The following is a 22,541-nucleotide window of genomic DNA, read 5'->3' on the forward strand; positions in this document are numbered from 1 at the left end:
CTGCCTCCGCTGATCATGGCAGCACCAGCGCGACCGTGCCGGTCACGTGGTTGCCCATTGAGTTCTTGCCGCTCAGGGTCACTTCCACCGTGCGGGTTTCGGGGTCAAGGCCGCTCACGCTGCCGCTGAAGGTCATGCAGTCGCCGGGGTAGTTGGGCACGCCCAGCTTGATCTTCAGCGAGGTGAAGCGCGCCAGCGGGCCGGCCCAGCCTTCGACGAAGCGCTGCACCAGGCCGTTGGTGGTGAGGATGTTCATGAACACGTGGGGCGAGCCCAGTGCACGGGCGGCATCCAGGTCGTGGTGGCCTGGGAAGTAGTCACGCGTGGCGATCGCACCGCCGGCGATCAGCGCCACCGTGATCGGCACCTGCAGCGCTGGCAGGGTTTCGCCGGGGCGCACATCGTCAAAGCGCTTGGTGTTCTTCGAGGTCATATTTCCATCCCAGCTTGTCGTTGTCGCTCAGCCAGTCGCCGAGCCGTTCCAGGCAGGCCGCCGAACCACCCAGGGCAATGCCCAGGGCGCGGCTCCAGTAGAGATAGCGGTGAATCGGGTAGGTCAGGTCGACGCCAATGCCGCCGTGCACGTGCTGGGCGACATGGCCGATGCGGTGGCCGGCTTCGCAGGCGAGGTAGGCGGTGGCCTGGGCCTCGGACGGTGCCGGAAGGCCGGCGTCCAGCCGGTAGCACAGCTGCCACAGGGCACTGCGCAGGGCCTCCAGGGCGATGTGCGCATCGGCCATGCCCATCTGCACCGCCTGGAAGCTGCCGATGCGCCGTTCGAACTGCTGGCGCTCGCCCACATATGCCACGGTGCGCTGGATGTGCTCGGCACTGACCCCCAGCTGCAGGGCCGCCAGGGCGGCGATGGCGCGCGGTTCGAGCCAGGCCAGCGCGGCGGCGGGCAGCACGCGGTCGGCACTGACCCGCAGGCCCTCGATGTGCAGGTCGGTGATCGCTTCGCCGTGGGTCAGCACGCCGGGCACGCGTTGGATGGCCGGGTTGTCGAGGTCGAGCAGCAGCAGCCGTGGCTGGCCGTTGGCAAGCACCGGCAGCAGCGCCGCGTGGGCCTGTTCACCGAGTGGCAGTGCGGCCACTTGCCCGCTAACCTGCCAGCCCTCGGGAGCGGCCGTGGCCTGCAAGGCGATGCCACCTGCGGCGTACAGGCCGTCCAGCGACAGGCTCAGCAACCGATCGCCCGCAGCCGCCTGAGCCGCCAGCTGCACCAGGTCACCCAGGCCGAAGGCGGCCAGGGTCGCGGCGGCCAGCTGGTGCCGCCACAGCGGTACCTGGCCAAGGCTGCGCCCCTGGGCCTGCAGCACCAGCATCAGCTCGGTCATGCCCAGGCCGCTGCCGCCCTGCTGTTCCGGGATGGCCAGGGCATGCAGGCCGGTTTCCTGGCACAGCGCCCAGAGCGGCGCCATCAGCGGTTCGCCGCTGGCGTCCCAGTGGCGCAGGGCATCGTCATGGCAGTGGTCGCTGAACAGGCTCTGGGCCATCTGCTCGATGGCCCGCTGGTCTTCGCTCAATTGAAAGTCCATGGGCGCCCTCCTATTCGGCCACTGGCCGGAACAACGGCAAGGTCTGCTGCGCGTCGAAGGTGTGGAATTCGACCTGCAGGCGCTGGCCGATCTGCAGTTGCTCGCGCTGCACGCCGATCAGCCCGGCGACCAGGCGCACGCCCTCGTCCAGCTCGATCAGGCCGATCGGGTTGGGGTGGTCGAACGGCGGCACTTCGGGGTAATGCATGACCACGAAGGAATACAGGCTGCCGCGCCCGCTGGAATGGACGCTGTCCCACTCGAAGCTGTGGCAGGCCATGCACACCGGTGCCGGTGGGTGGCGCAAGGTGGCGCAGGCGCTGCAGCGCTGGATCAGCAGGCGGCCTTCGGCGCAGCCTTCCCAGAAGAACCGGGTGTCGTCGCTCACCCCCGGCAGCGGGCGCTTGGCCTTGGCCGGTGCGGCCTCGGGCTTGGCGGCGGGTTGCGGGTTGGCCGGGCGGAACTTGAACACGCGGAACAGCAGCTCGCCCACCGGCTCGTCACCCTCAGGCTTTTCGACGAAGTGGCTCATCACCAGGGTGACGAAGAAACCGGTGCCCAGGGCGGTGGTCTTCTCGTCCCCCACCGCGTCCAGGCGGGTGGTGTAGTACAGCCGCTCGCCCAGCTGCACCGGGCGGGTGAAGCTCAGCTCGGAGTTCACCGCCACCACCGAGGCGTAGCCGTATTCCTCGATCAGCTTGAGCACTTCGTACGGGTTCTGCTCGGTGGAGCCCGGCGGGTAGTTGTTGGCGTGCAGCCCTTCCATGGTCCACACCTGGAGCATGGCCGGCGGGGCGACGATTGCCTGGTGCGGGCTGCCTTGGGCAAAGTCGGGGTCGCTGTAGAGCGGGTTGTCGATGCCCATGATCTCGCACCATTGGCGGATCATCGGCGCATTCACCGCATCCCAGGCATACACCCGGCCATATTCGCGGCCCACGAGGGCGCGCACGCTGGATAGCAATTGTGGGTCAGCCAAAGTCGTCTCCTGCAACGTGAGGGCGGCGGGCCGATGCGGCCGCCGCCAGGTGGTCGATCAAGTCGGTAGGGCCTGGGCCGCACTGAGAAACGCCGGGCGCTCGCCACCGCCGTGCAGCAGCAGGTTGCAACCGCTGGCATAGCTGGCCAGGGGCGAGGCGATGTACAGGCAGGCGTTGGCGATGTCCTCGGCAGAGGCCATGCGCCCGGCCGGGATGCCAGCGCTGACCGCGGCGATGCCGTGCTCGCTGCCGTAGTGCAGGTGAGCCTGGTCGGTCAGCACCAGGCCGGGGCTGACCGCGACCACGCGCACTTTCGGCGCCCACTCCACGGCCAGCGATTGCACCAGCGCCAGCACCCCGGCCTTGGCCGCGCCATAGGCGGCGGTACCGGGTGACGCACGCAAGGCGCTGATGCTGCCGATGAAGACGATGCAACCGCCCTGCACCTGGGCCTGCATCAGGCGGTTGGCGTGCTGGGCGGCGTTGAGCGGTGCGATCAGGTTCAGCCGCAGCACGCCCTCGTGAAAGCGTGGCGAGGCAGTGGCGGCCACCGCCGACGGGCTGCCGCCAGCGTTGTTGACCAGCACGTCGAGGCGGCCGAAGTCACGTTCGACGGTGTCGAACAACGCCTGCAACGAATCGCCATCGCGCACGTCGGCGGCGATGAACACCGCGCTGCGGCCCTTGGCGCTGGGCAACTGTTCGGGCTGGCTGCGGGCGCAGACGATCACCTGCGCCCCGGCTGCGAGAAACCCTTCGGCGATACCTGCGCCGATCCCTTTGCTACCGCCGGTGACGAGCACCACCTTGCCGTTGTAATCAAACCCCATAGCCTGTTCCTCGTTCTGCCATGGCAACCGACTCTAGAGGCTCGATGGCGGCCGTACTTCGTCTGAACGGACGATGAAGGGGCCGCGGCGCGGGGCAACACTGGCGGCCATCGCGCCCCTGCACATGAGGAAATCCATGCCTGATTCAGCTGCTCCACCGGTCCTGCTCGAACGCCCGCTGGCGGGTGTTGCGTTGCTGCGGCTGAACCGCCCGCACGCCACCAATGCCCTGAGCCTGGAGCTCCAAGCGTTGCTGTCGCGCCACTTCAGTGAATTGGGTGCGGACCCGGAAGTGCGCTGCATCCTGCTGACCGGTGGCGACAAGGTGTTCGCCGCCGGCGGCGATATCGGCAGCATGGCCGGGGTCGGCCCGATCGATATCTACCAGCGCCACACCGAGCGGGTCTGGGCGCCGATCCAGCACTGCCCGAAGCCGGTGATCGCCGCGGTCTGCGGTTACGCCTATGGCGGTGGCTGCGAACTGGCGATGCTCGCCGACCTGATCGTTGCCGGGCGCAGTGCGCGTTTCTGCCAGCCGGAGATCCGCATCGGCATCATGCCCGGCATCGGCGGCACCCAGCGCCTGGTGCGCGCCGTGGGCAAGGTCAAGGCCATGCGCATGGCCCTGACCGGGCAGCCGATCAGTGCCGAAGAGGCCTGGGTGGCGGGGTTGGTCAGCGACCTGGTCGACGACGACCAGGTGCAGGGCCATGCGCTGGAGCTGGCGCGGGTGATCGCGGGGATGCCGGCGCTGGCGGCTGAGCAGATCAAGGAGGTGATTCTGGCGGGGATGGATGCGCCGCTGGACGCAGCATTGGCGTTGGAGCGCAAGGCCAATGCGTTGTTGTTTGCTTCCAGAGACCAGAAGGAAGGGATGCAGGCGTTTATCGAGAAGCGGGCGGCGCGGTTTGAGGGGTTTTGAGATTTGTTGGGGCCTTCATGTGCCCGCCGTGACAGTTTCAGCGCCTATGAGATCGAGCGCCGCCCGCGCGGCGCATCGCGAGCTGCGCTCGCTCCTACGTTTGTTTCGGGCCAGTAACGCCTGTGGCAGGCTCGCGCGACCGCCTTGTTTGTACGACGCGATCTCGTGCCATGCGCCAAGGCACACGCGCGCAAATCCCACAGGAATGATTGGCCCGAAACAAACGTAGGAGCGAGCGCAGCTCGCGATGCGCCGCGCGGGCGGCGCTCGATCTCATGGGCGCCACACCTCTCCCGCCATTCACATCCTGAAAACCTGATTTCCGCTGCACCCCAGACACCATGACTACGCTGTGCCGGGAAGCACTCAAGGATGAATGCAATGACCAAACCCCACGGCTGCAGGCTTCGCCATGCCCGATGCTCAGTGCCAGGCAGGCTTTATATGTTGACGACCGTTACCCATCAGCGTCGCTCGTTGTTTCTCGACTTCCGCCATGCACGACTAGTCATCCATAACCTTCGCCTCGCAGAACAGCAACAGTACTGCAACTCGCTGGCCTGGGTTGTTATGCCTGATCATGTGCACTGGCTGATTGAATTGAAAGACACGACGCTTGGCACGCTAATGCAACGGTTCAAATGCCGATCCAGCAATGCATTGCGCAAGGCCGGAGTGAATGTATCGCCGATCTGGCAGGCGGGTTATCACGACCGGGCATTGCGCAGGGATGAAGATATTCTCAAGATCGCGAGATACATCGTTGCCAATCCGATCAGGGCAGGATTGGTGGCAAGGGCCGGAGATTATCCGCATTGGGATGCGGTGTGGCTGTGAGGGTACACCGATAGAATGACGGCGCCTGATGGATCGAGCGCCGCGCGGGCGGCGCTCGATTTCCGCAACACCAAAAATCTCAACCCAGCCCCCCTCAAATCGACATCACCAACTGCCCGCTATCGATCCGCAACTCCACCCCATTCACCGCCCGCGACTCATCACTGGCCAGGTACAACACACTGCCCGCCACATCCTCGGGCAGGCACATGCGGTTCATCGGGTCACTGTCGATGGTCAACCGCGCCGGGTCGACACCCTCCGGAAATCCGCCACGGGTCATGTCGGTCAGCACCCCATCCGGGTGCAGCGAATTGCAACGGATGCGATAACGCCGCCGCCGACAGAACGCTGCCACCGAGCGGGTCAGCGCCGCCACCGCACCTTTCGAGGCGCTGTAGGCCAGGTAATCGTCACGCCCGGCCAGCGCCGCCACCGACGACAGATTGATGATCGAGCCGCCCTGCGCCTTCATCAACGCAATACCCGCCCGGCAGCCCAGGAACACACTGGCGGCGTTGACCCGCATCAGCCGCTCCCAGTCGCGCAGTTCGGTGTCCTCGATGTTGCCGGGTTGGAGCATGCCGGCGTTGTTGAGCAGGATATCCAGCCGGCCATGGCGCTCGGCAATGGCCGCCGTCACCCGCTGCCACTGCGCTTCATCGCTCGCATCATGGACGATGAAGCTGGCCGCCGGGCCCAGCGTTTCGGCCAGGGCCAGCCCGGCCTGTTCATCGATATCGCTGATCAGCACCTGGGCGCCCTGCTCTACCAGCAGCCGTGCACTCGCTGCGCCGATGCCCTTGGCGCCCCCGGTGACCAAGGCAACCTTGCCCTGCACTCGTCCGTTACGTTCACTCATGACGCCACCTCGCAGTCCGTGTTCAAGCGTGCCCCGGCGGCGACGGCGGCTCCGGCACGGCGACCAGAGAACACGCAATCGGCCAGGGACAGGCCGCTGATGTAAAGATGTGAAGGAATACCCAGCGCCGTGCGCCCGGCCGCATAGAGCCCGGCGATTGCCTGACCCTCCTGGTCCAGCACCGCACCGCTCTGCTCGTCTACGCGCAGGCCACCGAGGGTCAATGCCCCCAGCGGGAAGATCGGGTTGCCCACCGAGATATCGCAGGCATGGAACGGCCCCTGCTCCAGCACCTGGCGCCCGCCCGCCGACTTGCCGAACGGGTCCGGCGCCTGGCCACGGGCTGCGGCATTGTTGGCCAGCAACGCCTGACGCAGGTTTTCCGCGACCATGCCGGTGGTTTGCGCCAGCGCCTGCAGGTTTTTGCCCTTGCGCGCGCCCAACAGCATCAGCACCAACGCCGGCAGCGCCTGGAACCACCAGTAGCCGCCAAACAACGCCTCGCGCAGGGCTTGCTTGCGCAGTGGCGCATCGAGCACCAGCCAGGCCTGGCCGCCCTGCTCTTCCATCAACGGCTGGCCGAGGGTGGCGCCGTACACCTCTTCGTTGCAGAAGCGCTCGCCGGCGCGGTTGACCACGATGCCCTTGTGCCAGCTGTACGGCGGATTGATGAAGCGCCACGCCGAGACCCGCTGCAGGCGGTCGCTGGCCGCGCCGACGCTGAGGCCCAGGCGCAGGCCGCTGCCGTCGCAGCCGGTGGCGCCGACCTTGAAGTTGCGGCGGAAGGCTGGCGCGTGGGCCTTGATCAGCTCGCGGTTGAAGATGAAGCCACCGGTGCTCAGGATCACCCCGTTCACAGCCCGCACCAGCCAGGGCCGGGCGTGCTTGTGTTCGAGCGCGCTCAACCGGCGGCGCAGGCGGTCGCAGTAGCCCGGCATGAAGTTCTGCAGGCGTTCGGCGCGGGCCGCCAGCCGCGCATGTTCGCGCGCCGCCTTGCTGCCCGGTGCCAGGCGCCACAGCTCGGCACCGATCACCCGCCCCCACCCGTCGAGCACCAGGCGCCGCGCCGCCGACTGCGGCAACGGTCGCACGCCGGCGCGCAGGCAGGCCGCCTGCAAGTGGCTGTACAGCACCGCGCCGCACTGGCCCTTGCCGACCGTGCGGTGGCCACGCGGCGCCGCCGGCTGCTGGCCGGCATAGGCCGGCACCAGTTCGTTGCCCGAGTAGTAGAGGAAGGCGCCGTCGGGCGGGTACGACGTCTTGCCGCCAGGTGGCATCTGGTGGGCGAACGGCGCGCCGTGGCTTTCCAGCCATTGCAGGTTGGCGACGCTGTCGCGGCAGAAGCGCCACAGCGTGTCGTCGCTGACCACGCCCTGGGTTTCATGCCGCAGGTAGTCGAACATCGCCTCGGGGCTGTCGTCGAAACCCGCCGCCTGCTGCTGCCGGGTACCGCCGCCGGCATACACCACGCCACCGCTGCGGGCGCTGGCGCCGCCGCCGGTAAAGCGGTCGGCGACCAGCACATCGGCGCCATCGGCACATGCCTGCAGCGCCGCGCAGGCCCCGGCGGCGCCCCAGCCGATCACCAGCACATCGCAGTGTGCCTGCCACTGCAGCGCCGCCGCGTCGGCCACCTGCAACGGTTCGAGAATCGCGGTGACGGCGCTGCTCATGCCACCTCCCGGCGCTTGGCCGCCAAGTGGTTGGCGGCCACGTAGGCAAAGGTCATGGCCGGGCCCAGGGTGCCGCCAGCACCGGGGTAGCTGGTGCCCATCACCGAGGCCGAGCAGTTGCCGATGGCATACAGGCCGGCGATCACCGAGCCGTCTTCACGCAGTACCTGGGCCTGGGCATTGGTCAGCAGGCCGCCCTTGGTGCCGATGTCACCGGCATCCAGGCGCATGGCGTAGTACGGCCCCTTGCTTAGCGGTGCCAGGCACGGGTTGGGTTTGATGTTGCAGTCGCCGTAGTAGCGGTCGAAGACATTGCCGCCGCGGCCGAAGTCCAGGTCGACCCCGGTGCGCGCATAGTCGTTGACCTGGGCCACGGTGCCGGCCAGGCCCTGGGCGTCGATGCCGATCTTGCCGGCCAAGGCCTCCAGAGTCTCGGCCTTCCAGTACAAGGTGTCGCGCCACTCCGGGCGCAAGCGGCTGTCGGGCATGACCTGGGCCGGCATCAACGGGCCCATGGCGTAGTTGAAGCGGAAGTGCCCGTCGAAGATCACCCAGGCCGGCACCGAACCACCGCCGGTGCGGGCGTTGTCGCGGTGCATGGCGTCGACGAATTCCAGGTACGGTGCGGCTTCGTTGACGAATCGCCGGCCCTCGCCATTGACCACGATGGCGCCGGGGAAGGCGCGTTCGGCGAAAATGCCACGGGGCTTGTCTTCACCCGGCACGGCGATGGTTGGCGCCCACCAGGCCCAGTCCATCAGTGCGGTGGCCGCGCCCTGGGCCAGGCCAGCCTGCAGCGCGGCGCCGGTGTTGTTGCCCGGTGGCGTGGCGCTCCAGGCCATGCGCGTCGGCTTGGGCAGGTACTGTTCACGCAAGGCCTGGTTCTGCTCGAAGCCGCCAGACGCCAGGATCACCCCGTGACGGGCCTGCAGCGCGAGCTCGCGGCCCTCGCGGTAGATGCGCACGCCGCTGACCCGGCCCTGCTCCACGATCAGTTCACGGAAGTCGCTGTTCAGCCAAAGCGGCACGTTGCGGTCCATCAGCGAGCGGCGCAGCGAACACACCAGCGAGCTGCCCAGCGCCGCACGGCGGTCGAAACGGCTTTTGCGGCGCCACTTGAAGTCGAGCTTGTAGCGCAGCATCAGCCGCAGGATCAGCAGGCGCCAGCCAAAACCTCGGGCCATGGCCTTGTGCGCGTCGCGCGCAGTCCAGGCGATACGGCCCATCAGCAGGGTCGAGGGTGACGGCTTGCGCAGGTTGTCGAGCTCGGCACCGAGCAGGCTGCTGTCGAACAGTTCCGGGTCGAGGGTGCGCCCGCCGGGCAAGGCGCCGGGCAGGTGCGGGTAGTAATCGGGGTACTTCGCCGCCACCGCATAGCGCACGCGGCTGCAGCGGGTGAGCGCCTCGATCATCTTCGGCGCGTTGTCCAGGTAGGCCTCAAGGCGGGCCGGGTCGACCTGGCCAGCGGCCGCTGCATCGAGGTAGCGGCGTGCCTGCTCGAGGCTGTCGTTGCCGCCCTGGCGGGCGAAGTAGTGATTGTTGGGGATCCAGATGCCACCCCCGGAAATGGCCGAGGTGCCGCCGAACTTGTCGCTCTTTTCCAGAACCAGCACGCTGAAGCCCTGGTCGGCAAGGAACACCGCCGAGGTCATCGCGCCGGCCCCCGAGCCGACCACTATCACGTCGTACTGGGTTTGAGACTGATCTTGAGCCGTCATTGTTGTTGTGCCATTCGCTAAGGTCAGGGAAGAGCCGCCAGCACCCTCGCGGTGCGGCTGGCGGCGTGCATCCCATGATCAGCGCTGGCCGACGGGCACTCATCGTCAAAGCGGACTAGGCGCTACAGCTGCGCCCGACGCCCGGCCCACGGGCGGTCCTGCTCCAGCTGGCTGGCCAGGCGCAGCAGCACATCTTCGCCACCGAGACGGGCGGTGAACAGCATGCCCACCGGCAAGCCGCCGTCGCTCTGCCCCAGCGGCAGGGAGATCGACGGCTGGCCGCTGACGTTGGCCAGCACGGTGAAGCCGGCGCTGCCCATCGCCCGTTGCGCGTAGCTGTCCCAGGGCTGGTCGAGGCTGAGCTGGCCGAGGGCCGGGGTGAGGTTGGCGGTGACCGGCGAGAGGATCACATCGAAGCGGGTGAACGGCTGCTCCATCGCCGCGCCGATGCGCTCGAAGCTCTGCCGGGCGCGGTACATCGCCTCGCCGTTGGTGGCGCTGGCTCGCTTTAGCACCACCTGGGTGATCTGCTCCAGGTCGCCCGGACCTGCCGCGCGGCCCAGCGCCTGCTCGCGCTCGTGCACCAGGCTAGACAGCGCCGTGCCGATCACCGTGCCATGGGCGCCGAACAGCTCGCGGGGGTCCACGGCCAACTGCAGCTCTTCGAGTTCATGGCCCAAGCCCTGCAACTGCTTGATGGTCTGCTCCAGGGTGGCAGCTACTGCAGGATCCAGCGGCGCGCCGGTCAGCGACTGGCGCACCACGGCCACCCGCAACTTGCCCGGGGCGCGCTGCAACTCGTCCACGTACGGCCGCTCCAGCGGCGCGCTCCAGTAGGCGCTGCCGGCTTCGTGGCCCTGCCCGGCATCGAGGAACAGCGCGGTGTCACGCAGCGTGCGCGACACCACATGGCCGACGCTGGCACCGAACCAGCCCTCGAAATGCAGCGGGCCACTGGGCGTGCGGTACCGGCTGGGCTTGAGCCCGACCAGGCCGCAGTACGACGCCGGGATGCGGATCGAGCCGCCACCGTCGGTGGCATGGGCCACCGGGACGATGCCGGCGGCCACCGCCGCAGCGGCGCCACCGGATGAGCCACCCGCGCTCATGGCAAGGTTCCACGGGTTGTGGGTCTCGCCCCAGAGCAGCGATTCGGTGGTGGTGGTCAGGCCGAACTCCGGGCAGGTGGTCTTGCCGAACGGCACCGCGCCGGCCTGCTCGTAGCGGGCAATCAGGGTGCTGGTGACCGTGGCCGGCGGTGCATCGCGGAACAGCCGGCAGCCATGGGTGGTCGGCGTGCCTTGCAGGTAGGTGTTGAGGTCCTTGAGCAGCAGCGGCACCCCGGCCAGCGCGCCCTTGGCTCCGTCACCAGCGGCGCGACGACGGGCCAGCAGGGCCTGGGCGTAGGCCTCGTGCAGCATGTTCACGGCGCCGACCCTGGGGTTGACGGCGGCATGCCGGGCCAGCGCGGCGGCCAGCAGCTCTTCGCCGCTGAGGCTGCCGGCGCGCACTGCCTCGGCCATCGCCCAGGCGTCCAGGCCCTGGTAGTCGCTGGCCGACAGGCCGGTGGCTGCTGCGTCGGCAAAGCGCCCCAGCAGGCCGGCGCCCAGGCCGACGGCGCCGGCCTTGAGCACACTGCGGCGCGACCAGCTGGAGGCAGTTGTGGAATGCGGATCTTGGGTCTGATTACTCATGGCGTCCTGTTCTTCATTGTTGTAAGTACGCATCAGTCGGCAGTGACCTGGGCCAGCATGGCGGCGAGGTAGTGCTCGCCATACGGTGGCAGCAGCCCCCACTCGCGGCGCGGGTCGTGTGCCGGGGCCTGGAACACGGTGCGCAGGTGGCTGAATTCAAGGAAACCCTCGCGTCCGTGATAATGCCCCATGCCCGAGGCGCCGACACCGCCAAATGGCGCATCGTGCAGGGCGGCATGCATCATCACGTCGTTGAGCGTCACCCCGCCAGACAGCGTGTGGTTGAGCACCTGCTGCTGCTCTTGCGGGTTCTCGCCGAAGTAGTACAGCGCCAGCGGCCGTGGCCGGCTGTTGATCTGGGCAATGACCTGGTCCAGCGTGTCATAGGCCAGCACCACCAGCGACGGACCGAAGATTTCTTCGTGCATGATCTGCGCCTGCTCGGGCGGATTGACCACCACGCTCAAGGGCCGACGGCGTTCATCCGCGCTGCCCGGGGTTACCTCGGGCATCACCTCGACGCGCACGCCAAGCTGTTGCGCATCCTGCACTAACGCCTCGACCCGCGCCAGGTGCCGGGTATTGACCACGGCCACCACATCCGGGTTGCCGGCCACGCTCGGGTTCAGCGCACAGTAGGCGCTGCGCAGCTCGGCGATGAAGCCCTCTTGCATCGCCTGGGGCACATAGACCAGGTCCGGGTTGATGCAGATCTGCCCGGCATTGGTGGCCTTGGCCACGGCAATACTGTGCGCGGCCTTGGCCAGGTCGGCGCTGGCCGACACGATCACCGGCGACTTGCCGCCCAGCTCCAGGGTTACCGGCACCAGGTTCTGCGCAGCATTGGCCATCACCTTGCGCCCCACCGCCGTGCTGCCGGTGAACACCAGGTGGTCGAACGGCTGGGCGGTGAAGGCATCTGCCAGGTCCGGGCCGCCGGTCACCACCGCCACCTCCAGCGGGTCGAGGTGCGCGGCGCACAGCTCGGCGACCAGCGCCGCCGTGCGCGGCAGCACCTCGGAGGGTTTGAGGATGGCCCGGTTACCGGCAGCAAGGGCCGACGCCAGCGGGCTGAAGAGGGTGTACAGCGGGGCATTCCACGTGCCAATGATGCCCACCGTGCCTTTGGGCTGGTAACGCACCCAGGCCTTGGCGCCGAGCTGGTCGTAGGGCGCGAAAGGCGCCCTGGGCTCATCCGCCATCCACTGCTGCAGGTGGTCCCTGGCGTGCTTGAGGCTGGCCAGGGCACCGAGCACATCGTTCATCAGGGTGAAGCCGGCGGGCCGGCCGCCGAAATCCTCGTCGATAGCCTGGGTCAGGCTCTCGTGGTGGCGCACCAGCAGGTCGATCACCTGCTGCAGGCGCTGGCGACGGCGCTCGGCCGTGACGGCGCCCTCGCCGACGAAAGCGCTGTGCTGCCGCGCTAACAGGCCGCTGAGCGCCTGGACCGATGACGAAACGGGTGGCATGGGTGTCTCCTCTGGCTGTTGACTGCGCCCGATGCGCATGGCGCCACACTAGCCAGGGCGCGGCGGCTGCGCCTCGTCCGATCGGACCAGAATCGAGCAACTGCGTTAGTCCGTTGAGACGATGCCCGGCAAGGCCTGCAGGCCAATACTGGCGGCACAAAAGCCACCCGCATGAGGCCAGCCATGGCAATCCCACAGATCGGTTTCGACCCCCAGGCCTTCCGCGCCGCACTTGGCACCTTCACCACCGGTGTCACCATCATCACCTCCCAGGGCGAGGACGGCGCGCCGGTGGGCATTACCGCCAACAGCTTCAACTCGGTGTCGCTGAACCCGCCGCTGGTGCTGTGGAGCCTGTCCAAGCAGGCGCGCAGCCTGCCGGTGTTCAGCAGCGGCAAGCACTGGAACGTGCACGTGCTGTCGATCGGGCAAGAGCAGCTGTCCGGCCGCTTCGCCACCCAGGGCGAGGACAAGTTCGCCGAAATCGAGCTCGACAACGGCATCAGCGATGCCCCGCTGCTGCAGGACTGCACCGCGCGCTTCCAGTGCCGCACCGCCTTCCAGTACGAAGGCGGCGACCATGTGATCTTCGTCGGCGAGGTGCTGGCATTCGACCACAGCGACCGCGCGCCACTGGCCTTCCAGAGCGGCCAGTACGCCCTGGCCACGCGCAAGCCGCGCAGCGAGCTGCGCCTGGCCACCACGCCACCGCCACCGGAATGCAGCTACACCGAAGACCTGCTGGGCTACCTGCTGGGGCGCGGCCACTACCAGGTGCTCAACCGGTTGCGCCAGCTGCTCAGCAACCAGCAACTGGATGAACAGGCGTTCTTCGTGCTGGCGGTGCTGTCGATCCGCGACAACCTGACCCTGGACGAGCTCAACACCTTCGTCAGCTACACCGGCCATGTGGTGACCCTGGCCGGCATGCGCTTTCTCGAACGCCAGGGCCTGGTGGCCATCGAAGGGGATGCCGCACCGTTGCGTTTCGTGCTGACCGCCAATGGCCGCGAGCTGTCATTGCAGCAGGTGGCGCTGGCCAAGGTGGTCGAGGAAGACCTCATCGGCAAGCTCGGCGAAGCCGATGCCCAGGCGCTGAAGGTGTTGCTCAAGCGCCTGATCGTGGTCAGCGACCCCGGCCTGCCGGACCTGTGGGCACCGCGATGAGCAGCGCCACGCCTACCTTGCCGTCGACCACGGTCGGCTGGCGCAGCCATGGTCTGCTGTTGTTGCTGGCGGCCGTGTTCGCCGACAACTTCGTCGGCCGGCAGATCCTGGCGGTGATGTTCGAGCCGATCAAGGCTGAGTTTCAGGTCGGTGACAGCGCCCTGGGCCTGATTTCGGGCCTGGCCTTCGCCGCGGTGTATGCCCTGCTCGGCTTGCCGGCCGGGCGCCTGGTCGACCGCCTGCCGCGCCTGCGCCTGCTGGCGCTGGCCTGCCTGCTGTGGGCGCTGGCCACCATGAGCTGCGGGCTGGCGGGCAGTTTCGTGGTGCTGGCCCTGGCGCGCATGCTGGTGGCGGTGAGCGAAGCGCCGACCACCTCGGCGTCGCTGTCGCTGATCGCCGACCTGTACCCGCCACAGCGGCGCTCGTTTGCTATCAGCTGCTTCACTGCTGCACCGACTTTTTCGTCGATCATCGGCCTGAGCATCGGGGCCTGGGTGGTCGAGCAATACGGCTGGCGCACGGCGTTCATCGCCCTGGGGCTGCCAGCCCTGGCCTTTGCCGCCCTCCTTGGGCTGCTGGTGCGCGAGCCCGCGCGTGGCCGTTGGGACCTGGGTCAGCACTCGGCACCGGCACCCGCGCCGCGCCTGGGCCTTGGCGCCGAAGCCCGCGCATTGTGGGCGCTGGCGCCCTACCGCTGGCTGATCCTTGCGGGCGGGCTGACCACGTTGGGTTCCTATGCCGTGGCCATGTGGAACACCAGCTTCCTGGTACGCTCCCATGGCCTGTCGCTGCGCGAGGCCGGCATGCTTGCGGGGGTGGTCTGCGGCAGCGCTGCCGGCATTGGCGGGCTGTTCAGCGGCTGGCTGAGCGACCGCCTGGCCCGCCGCAGTGCGCACTGGCAGCTGTCACTGCCGGTGCTCGGCCACCTGGCGGCGCTGTCGGCACTGGCCAGCTACCTGCTGTGGCCCAGCGAGCGGCTGATGTACCTGGGCGCCCTGCCGGTACCGGTGGCGATGCTGTGGTGCGCGCTGTACAGCTTCTTTGCCGTGTGGTGGGTGGCGCCGTCCTACAACCTGGTCACGCAACTGGTGGCGGCGCAGCAGCGCGGCACGGCCATGGCCCTGCAGACCATCGTCAGCACCCTGCTGGGCGTGGGGGCCGGCCCGCTGCTGACCGGCCTGCTCAGCGACCTGCTGCAACCCCTGTTCGGCGTGCAATCGCTGCGCTATGCGCTGTTGCTGGTGAGCCTGCCGGTACTTGGGGCGGTGCTGCTGTTGCTGCGCACGTCCCTGCATGTTCAGGCCGATGTCAGCGATCAGCGTACCTTCAGCAGGTGATCTAGGGACAACTTGCCAGCCCCACGCGCGATCAGCAGCAGGAGCAAGCCCGCCCAGGTCAGGTGGGTGGGCCAGGCATCGGGGTAGACGAACACTTCGATCACCGTGGTCATGCCCAGCAGCGCCAGGGCTGACAGGCGGGTCATCAGGCCCAGCACCAGCAGCAGTGAGAACAGGTGCTCGGCGTAAGTGGCCAGGTGCGCCGCCAGCCAGGGGGAAATCAGCGGCAACGCATACTCGGTGCGAAACAGCTCGTAAGTGCTCGGCGTGATGGTCAGAAAGCCTTCGACCTTGGTTCGCCCGGACAGGAAGAACACCGAGGCAATGCCAAACCGCGCAACCAGGCACAAGATGCTGTCGCCCAAATGCTGTTGCAGGGCATCGGCAAGCCGGTTCCAGGCGTGGCGCAGGTTGCTGGTCAAGGGTGTGGCGTGGACATGGTCCATGGTGGCGTCCTCAAGTAAAGCTGAGCGGGCGGAAGACCTGGGCAGCGACCAGGCGGCCGAGCAGGTCGCCGAAGTCCAGGTCCGGTTGGGTGTGTTCGGCAAACTCAGAAGCCTGTTCAAGGGGCTGCCCGGTTGCGCAGGCCTGCAGGAACGCACAGCCGCCCTGCTCCAGCGGCTGGTGAGTGACACCCTCGGGGCCGCCAACGAACAGCGCACCTTCACCGACCCAAGGCTGATCGTCTGCCCAGGCCAGCTGCTCGCGGCCGCAGCGCCAGAGGCGGTAGGCTGGATGCGCCGCACACCAGTACCAGCGGGCATTGGCACGCGGGTAGAGAACGCTGCGCGCCAGGTCACCGGCCGTCATGCCAGCCAGCTCGGCCAAGTCGAGGCAAGGCGCATCGAGTGCGCTGAAGGCCTCGCTCCAGCAGGCATCCAGCCGTGCAACCTCGGCCAGGTACGGCACGCCGTGTTGTGCTTGCGCCTGCTCGAGAAAGTCGGCGAAGCCTGCGCCGTAATGGATCAGCCGGGGGTCGTCGGGTGGCGCTTGCCGTGCGTAGGCCGCCGCGGCCGCTTCCATCCATTCGCGCCCGACCAGGGTCAGGACGCTGGGGAAGTTGCTACACAACGCCTCCACGCAGCCGGCCATGACCGTGTTGCGATACACCGCGAACGCCGGCTGTTCGGTGAGTGCCGCCAGCCCCGGCGCCGGGTGCCCCTGCAAGGCGGCGACGAACGCGTCCTGGAACTGGCTCAAGGTAAGGTTCATGGCTGCTCTCCAGGGCTGTTCAGGGTTGCCTGGGCCATGGCCCGTTCGCCCAGCAATTCATTGAACGACGGGACATTGCCATCCCGCTCGACCAGGGTCGGGCGCGGGCCAATCCGGGCGATCAGGCGCCGGTAAAGCGCCCAGACCGGCTCGGCGACTCGCGCATCGTGCGAGTCGATCAACAGGCTGCCTTGCGCGTCGTGGCTATAACCGGCCAGGTGAATTTCGCTGATCGCCTGTGCGGGAAAGCGGTCCAGATAATCGGCAGCGCTGAAGCCCAGGTTGTGCGCGCTGACATAGACGTTGTTGACGTCCAGCAGCAAGCCGCAACCCGTGCGCCGGGCCAGTTCCGCCAGGAAATCGATCTCGTCCCAGTCATGCCCGTCCAGCTGCAGGTAATGGCTGGGGTTCTCGATCGAGATCCGCCGCCCCAGCGCTTCCTGGCTGCGCTGGATATTGCTGCTGATGCGGGCCAGGGCCTCGCTGCTGCGCGGGAACGGCAGCAGGTCGGGGTGATAGGCGCCGCGCCAGGTCGACCAGGCCAGGTGTTCGGACACCAGCACCGGCCGCACCTGGTCGATAAGCGTGCGTAAGCGTTGCAGGTGCTGCGGGTCCGGCTCGGCATCGGCCGCCAGCGACAGCGCCACGCCGTGCAGCGACAGCGGGTGGCGCTCGGCGATGCGCAGCAGCCAGGCAAGGCGCGGGCCGCCGACCATGTAGTTCTCCGGGTGAACCTCGAACCAGAGCCCTTCGGCGCTGCACGCCAGCGCCGCGTCATAGTGCTCGGCCTTGAGCCCGATCCCGGCGCCCAGTGCTGCCTTGCCGTTCATGGTCGGCCTCCTCTGCTCAGGACTGGATCGGGGTCAGCGAACCCATGCCGTTCGGGGTCTTGATCGAGGTGCAGGTGCCGGCCGGGACGTTCTTCCAGTGCATGCCGTCGTAGTCCTTCTTCGCGGAGCCGGCGCAGGTGGTGCCGGCGCCTGCCTTGCAGTCGTTCTTGCCGGCCATGGCGACGCCGTAGCATTTCTCCATGGTGGCGCCGCTGCCGGCCGGCTGGGTGGGGGTAGCCGCCAGGGCGGCGCTTGCCAGCGAAGCGAGGGCCAAGGCAGCGGTGGCGAGGGCTAAGGTTTTCATGCTGAAGTCTCCAGAGTGGTTGGCCGTGGCAGGTTTACCGGCGGCTCATGGAGTAGTTCGTGGCGTGTGCGGATCCGGTTACAGGACTGGAAAAATTTTTCGCTCAACCGGCTGGTGCTGAGCCTGAGCTGAGAGGTCTAGCGCCTGCGAGGTCGAGCGCCGCCCGCGCGGCGCATCGCGAGCTTTGCTCGCTCCTACGTTTGTTTCGGGCCAGTAACGCCTGTGGCAGGCACGCGCGACCGCCTTGTTGGTACGACGCGATGTATAGACAGGCGCCAAGGGATTCGCGCGCAAATCCCCCAGGAATAATTGGCCCGAAACAAACGTAGGAGCGAGCAAAGCTCGCGATGCGCCGCGCGGGCGGCGCTCGATCTCACAGGCGCTGAACATATGCTGGCGAGCACTTGCTGGTCTTTACTTAAGGTTTCAATCCAGGGGGTCACCAACGGCTGGCTCACCGAAAATTGCACCCACGGTGTAACCCAGGCGGCCCATGCAGCGAACTAACTCACAGGCAGTGCTCGATGCGCGCGAAGCCCAGCTGCAAGCCTTGCTGCTGGCCGGGCTGGCGGGTGATGCGCAGGCCTACCGGGCCTTCCTCGCCGCGCTGGCGCTGCATATCCGGGCGTTTCTGCGGCGGCGCCTGGCTGGCCGCCCGGCCGAGATCGAGGACCTGCTGCAAGAGGTGCTGCTGGCGGTGCACAACGCGCGGCATACTTATCAGGCGCAACAACCGTTGACCGCCTGGGTGCAGGCGATCGCCCGCTACAAGCTGGTCGACTACCTGCGCAGCCGGGCCCGCCTGGATGCGCACAGCGCGCCACTGGATGACGACGCCGAGCTGTTCGCCAGCAGCGATGCCGAACCTGCCGAAGCCAGCCGCGACCTGGCCAGGCTGCTGGAACAGCTGCCCGAGCGTCAGCGGCTACCGATCGTCCACGTCAAGTTGCAGGGGCTGTCGGTGGAGGAAACCGCGCAACTGACCGGGCTTTCCAGCTCGGCGGTCAAGGTGGGCATACATCGCGGCCTGAAGGCCCTGGCCAGGTTGATTGGAGGTAGGAGCGACGATGAAGACCGATGACCTGATCAGCCTGCTGGCCGCAGGCGAAGGCCCGGTGCAGCACAACGCTACGGGCCGGCGCCTGGGTCTGGCGGTGTTGCTTGGCGGCCTGGCCGCAGTGCTGATGACTGCGGCCCTCTACGGCGTGCGCAGCGACCTGGCCGAGGTGGCGCGCACGCCGCTGTTCTGGGCCAAGGTGGCCTTGCCCGGCAGCCTGGCGCTGCTCGGGCTGTGGCTGGCCAGCCGGCTGGCCAGGCCGGGCGTGCGCGGTGGCCTGGCCTGGGGGCTGCTGGGGCTGCCCCTGCTGCTGCTGTGGCTGGGCGCGGCGCTGAGCCTGGCTGGCGCCCCGCTCGATGCGCGCGCCGACCTGCTGTTCGGCCGCACCTGGCGCACCTGCGCGCTGAACATCACCTTGCTCTCGCTGCCGGGGCTGGCAAGCGTGTTCTGGGCCCTGCGCGGGCTGGCACCGACCCGCCTGCGCCAGGCCGGTGGCGCAGGTGGCCTGCTGGCCGGCTCGACGGCCACCTTGGCCTACTGCCTGCACTGCCCGGAGATGGGCGTGCCGTTCTGGGGCCTGTGGTACGTGCTCGGCATGCTGCTGCCGACCGCGCTCGGCGCCTGGCTGGGCCCGCGCCTGCTGCGCTGGTGAGCCCGCTCAGACCCGCCGCAACCAGCCGATGAACTGGGCGAACAGCTCCGATTGCGAGTTGATCTCCAGCTTCAGGTACAGGTTCTTGCGGTGCATGCGCACCGTCTCTGGCGAGATGCCCAGTTCATGGGCGGTGGACTTCACCGAATGCCCCTGCAACACCATCTGCGCCACTTGCCGCTCGCGCTCGGTCAGCACCCCGCACCCAAAGCTGTCGAACGCCGCCTGCACGCTTTCATTCGCTTCCGGCTGCGGCTCCAGGCCATGCCGGGCAAAGCGCATCAGCAACTCGCGAACCATCGGTTCCACGGCCTGCAACAGGTGCAGTTGCGCCACCTCCAGCCGCGCACCGCTGCAGCCCTGGAACAGGCTCAGGGAAATCTTGCTGTCATTGCCCAGGTCGACGATGAAGTAGCTGTCCTCGCTGCAGCCGGTGCCCAAGTAATAGGTCTTGTAATAGTCGCTATCGAAGAAATTGTCCGGGGCGATGTCTTCCAGGTGATAGAAGCCCTGCGCCAGGCCCTTTTCCACCGCCAGGCAGAACGGGTCGAGCAGGTAGCCTGCGGCGAAATAGCGTTCCAGCACCGCCTCGTGATAACGGTCGGGGATGCCCTGCTGGTACAGCAGCTGCGGCGGCTGGCCCTTGCGTTCGAGGCTGATCAGCATCGACTCGGCGGCCACCAGCTGGCTGATGGCCGCCGCCAGCCAGGCCAGCGCGTCCGGGCCCTCGCTGTGGGCGAAGGCCTGTTGCAGGGCGCCGTGCCATTGCTGCAGGGCATGAAACGGCAGGTTTATTGTGGTGTTTTCGTGTGCTCGGCTCATGCCCCGCAGTCTACCGGCCGGGGCACGCGCGCGCATCTTTGGCTGCAGGTCGATCATTGGCCGTGGTACAGGCCCTGCTCGGTCAGCTCCTGCGCCGCCTCGAGAATGCAGCTGCGCAGGGTATCGACGATCTCGTCCACCTGGGCGTGGGTGATGATCAGCGGCGGCGACATCACGTTCAGGTGCATGATCGGGCGCACCAGCAGCCCCTTGGCCTGGGCCCGCACATGGATGCGCTCGCCGATGTTCACCGCATCCGGGAACAGCGCCTTGGTCTGCTTGTTGGCAACGAACTCGACGCAGGCCATCAGTTTCATGCAGCGCACCTGGCCCACCAGCGGCAATGCAGCCAGGGTCTGCAAGCGCTGCTCCAGGTAGCTGCCGACATCGTTGACGTGGGCCAGCAGGTTTTCCCGCTCGATGATCTCGATGTTCTTCAGCGCCGCCACGCAGCACACCGGGTGCCCGCTGTAGGTGAAGCCGTGGGTGAAGCAGCGGCCCTTGCCCGGTTCGGCGATCACCTTCCAGATGCGCTCGGAGAAGATGCACGCGCCCAGTGGCAGGTAGGCCGAGGTCAGGCCCTTGGCAGTGGTGATGATGTCCGGGGTGATGCCGAACAGCGCTTCGGAGGCGAAGAAGGTGCCCAGGCGGCCGAACGAAGTGACCACTTCGTCGGCGACGAAGAGGATGTCGTAGGTCTGGCACACCTGCCACATGCGCTGGAAGTAGCCCTTGGGCGGGATGATCACCCCGCCCGACCCCATGATCGGCTCGGCGAAGAAGGCCGCGACGTTGTCGGCGCCCAGGGAGAGGATCTTGTCCTCGAACTCGGCCACCAGGAAGTCGAGGAACTCGGCCTCGTCCATGTCGTCGCCGGCCCGGTAGAAGTTGGGGTTGGAGACGTGGTGAATCAGCTCGTGAGAGTAGTCGAACTCCGGCACCCGGTCGGCGGCCTTGTTGCCGATCGACATGGTCAGGCAGGTCGAGCCGTGGTAGGCGTTGTAGCGGGCGATCACGTGCTTCTTGTGCGGCTTGCCGCGGCAGTTCTGGTAGTACTGGATCAACCGGTAGGCGGTGTCCACGGCGGTGGAGCCGCCGGTGGTGAGGAACACGTGGTCGAGGTCGCCGGGCGCGAGGCTCGCGAGCTTCTGGCACAACTCGATGGCTTTCGGGTTGGCCATGTCCGAGAACGGGTTGGAATAGGCCAGCTGGCGCACCTGGTCGGCGATGGCCAGGGCCATTTCCTCGCGGCCCAGGCCGATGTTGGTGCACCACATGCCGCCGACGGCGTCGAGGAAGCGGTTGCCCTGGGTGTCGTGGATGTAGGCGCCGTCACCGGCCTGGATGTTCAGCGCGCCCTGCTCGGCGTGCTCGTCGAACATGTGGTAGCCGTGCATGTAGTGGGCTTTGTCGGCTTTCACCAGCTGGTCGTTGTGCGAGGTGGCGGCCAATGGGCGAGTCGGGGTAGCCATAAGCAATTCCTTGTCGGATCGGTACGGTTAAAGGTGTCAGATGCCGGTCTTGACCGTGCTCCAGACCCGGGTGATGGCCCGCATGGCCTGGGGGTCCTGGGACTTCTGGGTGAACAGCCGCTCGCGGGTCGGCTCGTCGGGGTAGATGGCCGGGTCGTTGCGGATATCGGCCTGCACCAGCGGCGTGGCGGCGGCGTTGCTGTTGGCGTAGTGGATGTAGTTGGTCACCTCGGCCATGGTCTTGGGTTGCAGCAGGTATTCGATGAAACGGTGGGCGTTGGCCACGTGGGGGGCGTCGTTGGGCATGTATAGGCTGTCGAACCAGATCAGCGAGCCTTCCTTGGGTATGAAGAACGCCAGGTTGATGTCCTTCTTCGCCTCCACCGCGCGGGCCTGGGCGGTGGCGTAGTCGCCGGACCAGGTCAGGGCCATGCACACGTCACCATTGGGCAGGCTGGTGAGGTAGTTCACCGAGTCGAACTTCTTGATGTAGGGGCGGATGCCCATGAGCACGTCCTGGGCCGCCTTGAGGTCAGCCGGCTTGGCGCTCTGCGGGTCCTTGCCAATGTACTTGAGGGCCAGCGGGATGACTTCGCTGGGCGCGTCCATCACGGTCACGCCGCAGTCGGCGAAGCGCGAGACGATCTTCGGGTCGAACAGCATGGCCAGCGAGCCGATCGGCGCGTCGGGCATGCGCTGCTTGATCTTGTCGACGTTGTAGGTGATGCCCGAGCTGCCCCAGGTGTAGGGCGCCGAGTAGCGCATGCCGGGGTCGAAGGCCTGCAGGCTCTGCACCACTTGCGGGTCGAGGTTGGCCCAGCTGGGCAGCTTGGATTTATCCAGCGGCTGGAACACCCCGGCCTTGATCAGCGGTGGCACCAGCGAGCCGTTGAGCATCACCAGGTCGTAGCCAGAGCGGCCGGTGAGCAGTTTGGTCTGGACCGTCTCGTAGCCGTCGAAGGTGTCGTAGATCACCTTGATGCCGGTCTGCTTCTCGAAATCGGCGAGGGTGTTTTCGCCGATGTAGTCGGTCCAGTTGTACAACCTGAGCGTGTTGCTGGTGTCTGCCTCGCTGGCCAGGGCGGCCGTGGCGGTACAGCACATCAGCAGACTGGAAATCACCTTCAATGCCTTGCGCATAGCAACTCCATCGTGTGATCAGGAT

The 22,541-nt window shown here is 67.4% G+C and carries 22 protein-coding genes; 6 read left to right on the forward strand and 16 right to left on the reverse strand.

The genetic code is table 11. The features are described 5' to 3' along the window. Positions 1–13: 13 nt before the first annotated feature. Genes C2H86_RS00190 through C2H86_RS00205 form a run of 4 tightly spaced genes read right to left on the reverse strand, consistent with a single transcriptional unit; the run spans position 14 to position 3,348 of the window. Positions 14–433 (reverse strand): MaoC family dehydratase, encoded by a 420-nt coding sequence (locus tag C2H86_RS00190; protein ID WP_159410921.1) that lies wholly within the window; start codon positions 431–433, stop codon positions 14–16. Further along, the gene (locus C2H86_RS00195; protein WP_159410922.1) at positions 405–1,538 is read right to left on the reverse strand and encodes an acyl-CoA dehydrogenase family protein; all 1,134 of its coding nucleotides are present in this window, start codon (positions 1,536–1,538) and stop codon (positions 405–407) included. The genes C2H86_RS00190 and C2H86_RS00195 overlap by 29 nt, the downstream gene beginning before the upstream one ends. A 10-nt stretch (positions 1,539–1,548) precedes the next feature. Further along, complete coding sequence (locus tag C2H86_RS00200) at positions 1,549–2,517, reverse strand: bifunctional MaoC family dehydratase N-terminal/OB-fold nucleic acid binding domain-containing protein (protein ID WP_159410923.1); 969 nt, start codon at positions 2,515–2,517, stop codon at positions 1,549–1,551. Between the two features lie 57 nt (positions 2,518–2,574). After that, entirely contained in the window at positions 2,575–3,348 is a 774-nt protein-coding gene (locus C2H86_RS00205; RefSeq protein WP_159410924.1) for an SDR family oxidoreductase, read from the reverse strand. Positions 3,349–3,484: 136 nt separating this feature from the next. On the opposite strand from C2H86_RS00205, the gene C2H86_RS00210 reads away from it, so the two are divergent. Both C2H86_RS00210 and C2H86_RS00215 read left to right on the forward strand, forming a co-directional pair. After that, positions 3,485–4,270: an enoyl-CoA hydratase gene (locus C2H86_RS00210; RefSeq protein WP_159410925.1), complete on the forward strand. Its 786-nt coding sequence runs from the start codon at positions 3,485–3,487 to the stop codon at positions 4,268–4,270. 381 nt (positions 4,271–4,651) lie between these two features. Continuing rightward, the gene (locus tag C2H86_RS00215; RefSeq protein ID WP_159410926.1) at positions 4,652–5,107 is read left to right on the forward strand and encodes an REP-associated tyrosine transposase; all 456 of its coding nucleotides are present in this window, start codon (positions 4,652–4,654) and stop codon (positions 5,105–5,107) included. A gap of 94 nt (positions 5,108–5,201) precedes the next feature. On the opposite strand, the gene C2H86_RS00220 is transcribed toward C2H86_RS00215, so the two are convergent. From C2H86_RS00220 to C2H86_RS00240, 5 genes are all read right to left on the reverse strand, one after another. Further along, positions 5,202–5,969 carry an SDR family oxidoreductase gene (locus C2H86_RS00220; protein ID WP_159410927.1) on the reverse strand — a complete coding sequence of 256 codons (768 nt, stop codon included), beginning with the start codon at positions 5,967–5,969 and terminating at the stop codon, positions 5,202–5,204. After that, the gene (locus tag C2H86_RS00225) at positions 5,966–7,642 is read right to left on the reverse strand and encodes an FAD-binding protein (RefSeq protein ID WP_159410928.1); all 1,677 of its coding nucleotides are present in this window, start codon (positions 7,640–7,642) and stop codon (positions 5,966–5,968) included. Before C2H86_RS00225 ends, C2H86_RS00220 begins: the two co-directional genes overlap by 4 nt. Then, positions 7,639–9,360, reverse strand: a complete 1,722-nt coding sequence (locus C2H86_RS00230; protein ID WP_159410929.1) for an FAD-binding protein — start codon at positions 9,358–9,360, stop codon at positions 7,639–7,641. Before C2H86_RS00230 ends, C2H86_RS00225 begins: the two co-directional genes overlap by 4 nt. 122 nt (positions 9,361–9,482) lie before the next feature. Continuing rightward, positions 9,483–11,054 (reverse strand): amidase, encoded by a 1,572-nt coding sequence (locus C2H86_RS00235; RefSeq protein ID WP_240349666.1) that lies wholly within the window; start codon positions 11,052–11,054, stop codon positions 9,483–9,485. A 32-nt stretch (positions 11,055–11,086) separates the two neighbouring features. Beyond that, positions 11,087–12,523 (reverse strand): coniferyl aldehyde dehydrogenase, encoded by a 1,437-nt coding sequence (locus C2H86_RS00240; protein WP_159410931.1) that lies wholly within the window; start codon positions 12,521–12,523, stop codon positions 11,087–11,089. A 183-nt stretch (positions 12,524–12,706) separates the two neighbouring features. Between C2H86_RS00240 and C2H86_RS00245 the strand changes: the two genes are divergently transcribed. Beyond that, positions 12,707–13,690, forward strand: a complete 984-nt coding sequence (locus C2H86_RS00245) for a flavin reductase family protein (protein ID WP_159410932.1) — start codon at positions 12,707–12,709, stop codon at positions 13,688–13,690. Next, the gene (locus C2H86_RS00250) at positions 13,687–15,027 is read left to right on the forward strand and encodes an MFS transporter (RefSeq protein ID WP_205524587.1); all 1,341 of its coding nucleotides are present in this window, start codon (positions 13,687–13,689) and stop codon (positions 15,025–15,027) included. Before C2H86_RS00245 ends, C2H86_RS00250 begins: the two co-directional genes overlap by 4 nt. On the opposite strand, the gene C2H86_RS00255 is transcribed toward C2H86_RS00250, so the two are convergent. From C2H86_RS00255 to C2H86_RS00270, 4 genes are read right to left on the reverse strand one after another with little or no spacing between them, the layout of a single operon-like run. Continuing rightward, positions 15,006–15,473 carry a DoxX family protein gene (locus C2H86_RS00255; protein ID WP_159410933.1) on the reverse strand — a complete coding sequence of 156 codons (468 nt, stop codon included), beginning with the start codon at positions 15,471–15,473 and terminating at the stop codon, positions 15,006–15,008. The two genes, C2H86_RS00250 and C2H86_RS00255, sit on opposite strands and share 22 nt — an antisense overlap. A 10-nt stretch (positions 15,474–15,483) precedes the next feature. Then, on the reverse strand, positions 15,484–16,239 hold the full coding sequence (locus tag C2H86_RS00260; protein WP_159410934.1) for an HvfC/BufC N-terminal domain-containing protein: 756 nt from the start codon (positions 16,237–16,239) through the stop codon (positions 15,484–15,486). Beyond that, on the reverse strand, positions 16,236–17,069 hold the full coding sequence (gene bufB, locus C2H86_RS00265) for an MNIO family bufferin maturase (RefSeq protein WP_159410935.1): 834 nt from the start codon (positions 17,067–17,069) through the stop codon (positions 16,236–16,238). The genes C2H86_RS00260 and bufB overlap by 4 nt, the downstream gene beginning before the upstream one ends. A gap of 16 nt (positions 17,070–17,085) precedes the next feature. Next, positions 17,086–17,373 carry a BufA1 family periplasmic bufferin-type metallophore gene (locus C2H86_RS00270; RefSeq protein WP_159410936.1) on the reverse strand — a complete coding sequence of 96 codons (288 nt, stop codon included), beginning with the start codon at positions 17,371–17,373 and terminating at the stop codon, positions 17,086–17,088. A gap of 493 nt (positions 17,374–17,866) precedes the next feature. Here C2H86_RS00270 and C2H86_RS00275 point away from each other — a divergent pair, with 493 nt between their 5' ends. Beyond that, positions 17,867–18,454: a sigma-70 family RNA polymerase sigma factor gene (locus tag C2H86_RS00275; protein ID WP_159410937.1), complete on the forward strand. Its 588-nt coding sequence runs from the start codon at positions 17,867–17,869 to the stop codon at positions 18,452–18,454. Then, positions 18,441–19,082 (forward strand): DUF1109 domain-containing protein, encoded by a 642-nt coding sequence (locus C2H86_RS00280; protein ID WP_159410938.1) that lies wholly within the window; start codon positions 18,441–18,443, stop codon positions 19,080–19,082. Before C2H86_RS00275 ends, C2H86_RS00280 begins: the two co-directional genes overlap by 14 nt. A 6-nt stretch (positions 19,083–19,088) precedes the next feature. Here the strand turns inward: C2H86_RS00280 and C2H86_RS00285 are convergent, their stop codons facing one another. From C2H86_RS00285 to C2H86_RS00295, 3 genes are read right to left on the reverse strand one after another with little or no spacing between them, the layout of a single operon-like run. Continuing rightward, positions 19,089–19,904, reverse strand: coding sequence for a helix-turn-helix transcriptional regulator (locus C2H86_RS00285; RefSeq protein WP_159410939.1), 816 nt, complete (start codon positions 19,902–19,904; stop codon positions 19,089–19,091). Between the two features lie 53 nt (positions 19,905–19,957). After that, positions 19,958–21,376: an aminotransferase gene (locus C2H86_RS00290; RefSeq protein WP_159410940.1), complete on the reverse strand. Its 1,419-nt coding sequence runs from the start codon at positions 21,374–21,376 to the stop codon at positions 19,958–19,960. A gap of 36 nt (positions 21,377–21,412) precedes the next feature. Then, positions 21,413–22,516 carry a polyamine ABC transporter substrate-binding protein gene (locus C2H86_RS00295; protein ID WP_159410941.1) on the reverse strand — a complete coding sequence of 368 codons (1,104 nt, stop codon included), beginning with the start codon at positions 22,514–22,516 and terminating at the stop codon, positions 21,413–21,415. Positions 22,517–22,541 lie beyond the last annotated feature (25 nt).

It is taken from the genome of Pseudomonas putida, from assembly GCF_009883635.2.
Lineage (GTDB): Bacteria > Pseudomonadota > Gammaproteobacteria > Pseudomonadales > Pseudomonadaceae > Aquipseudomonas > Aquipseudomonas putida_W.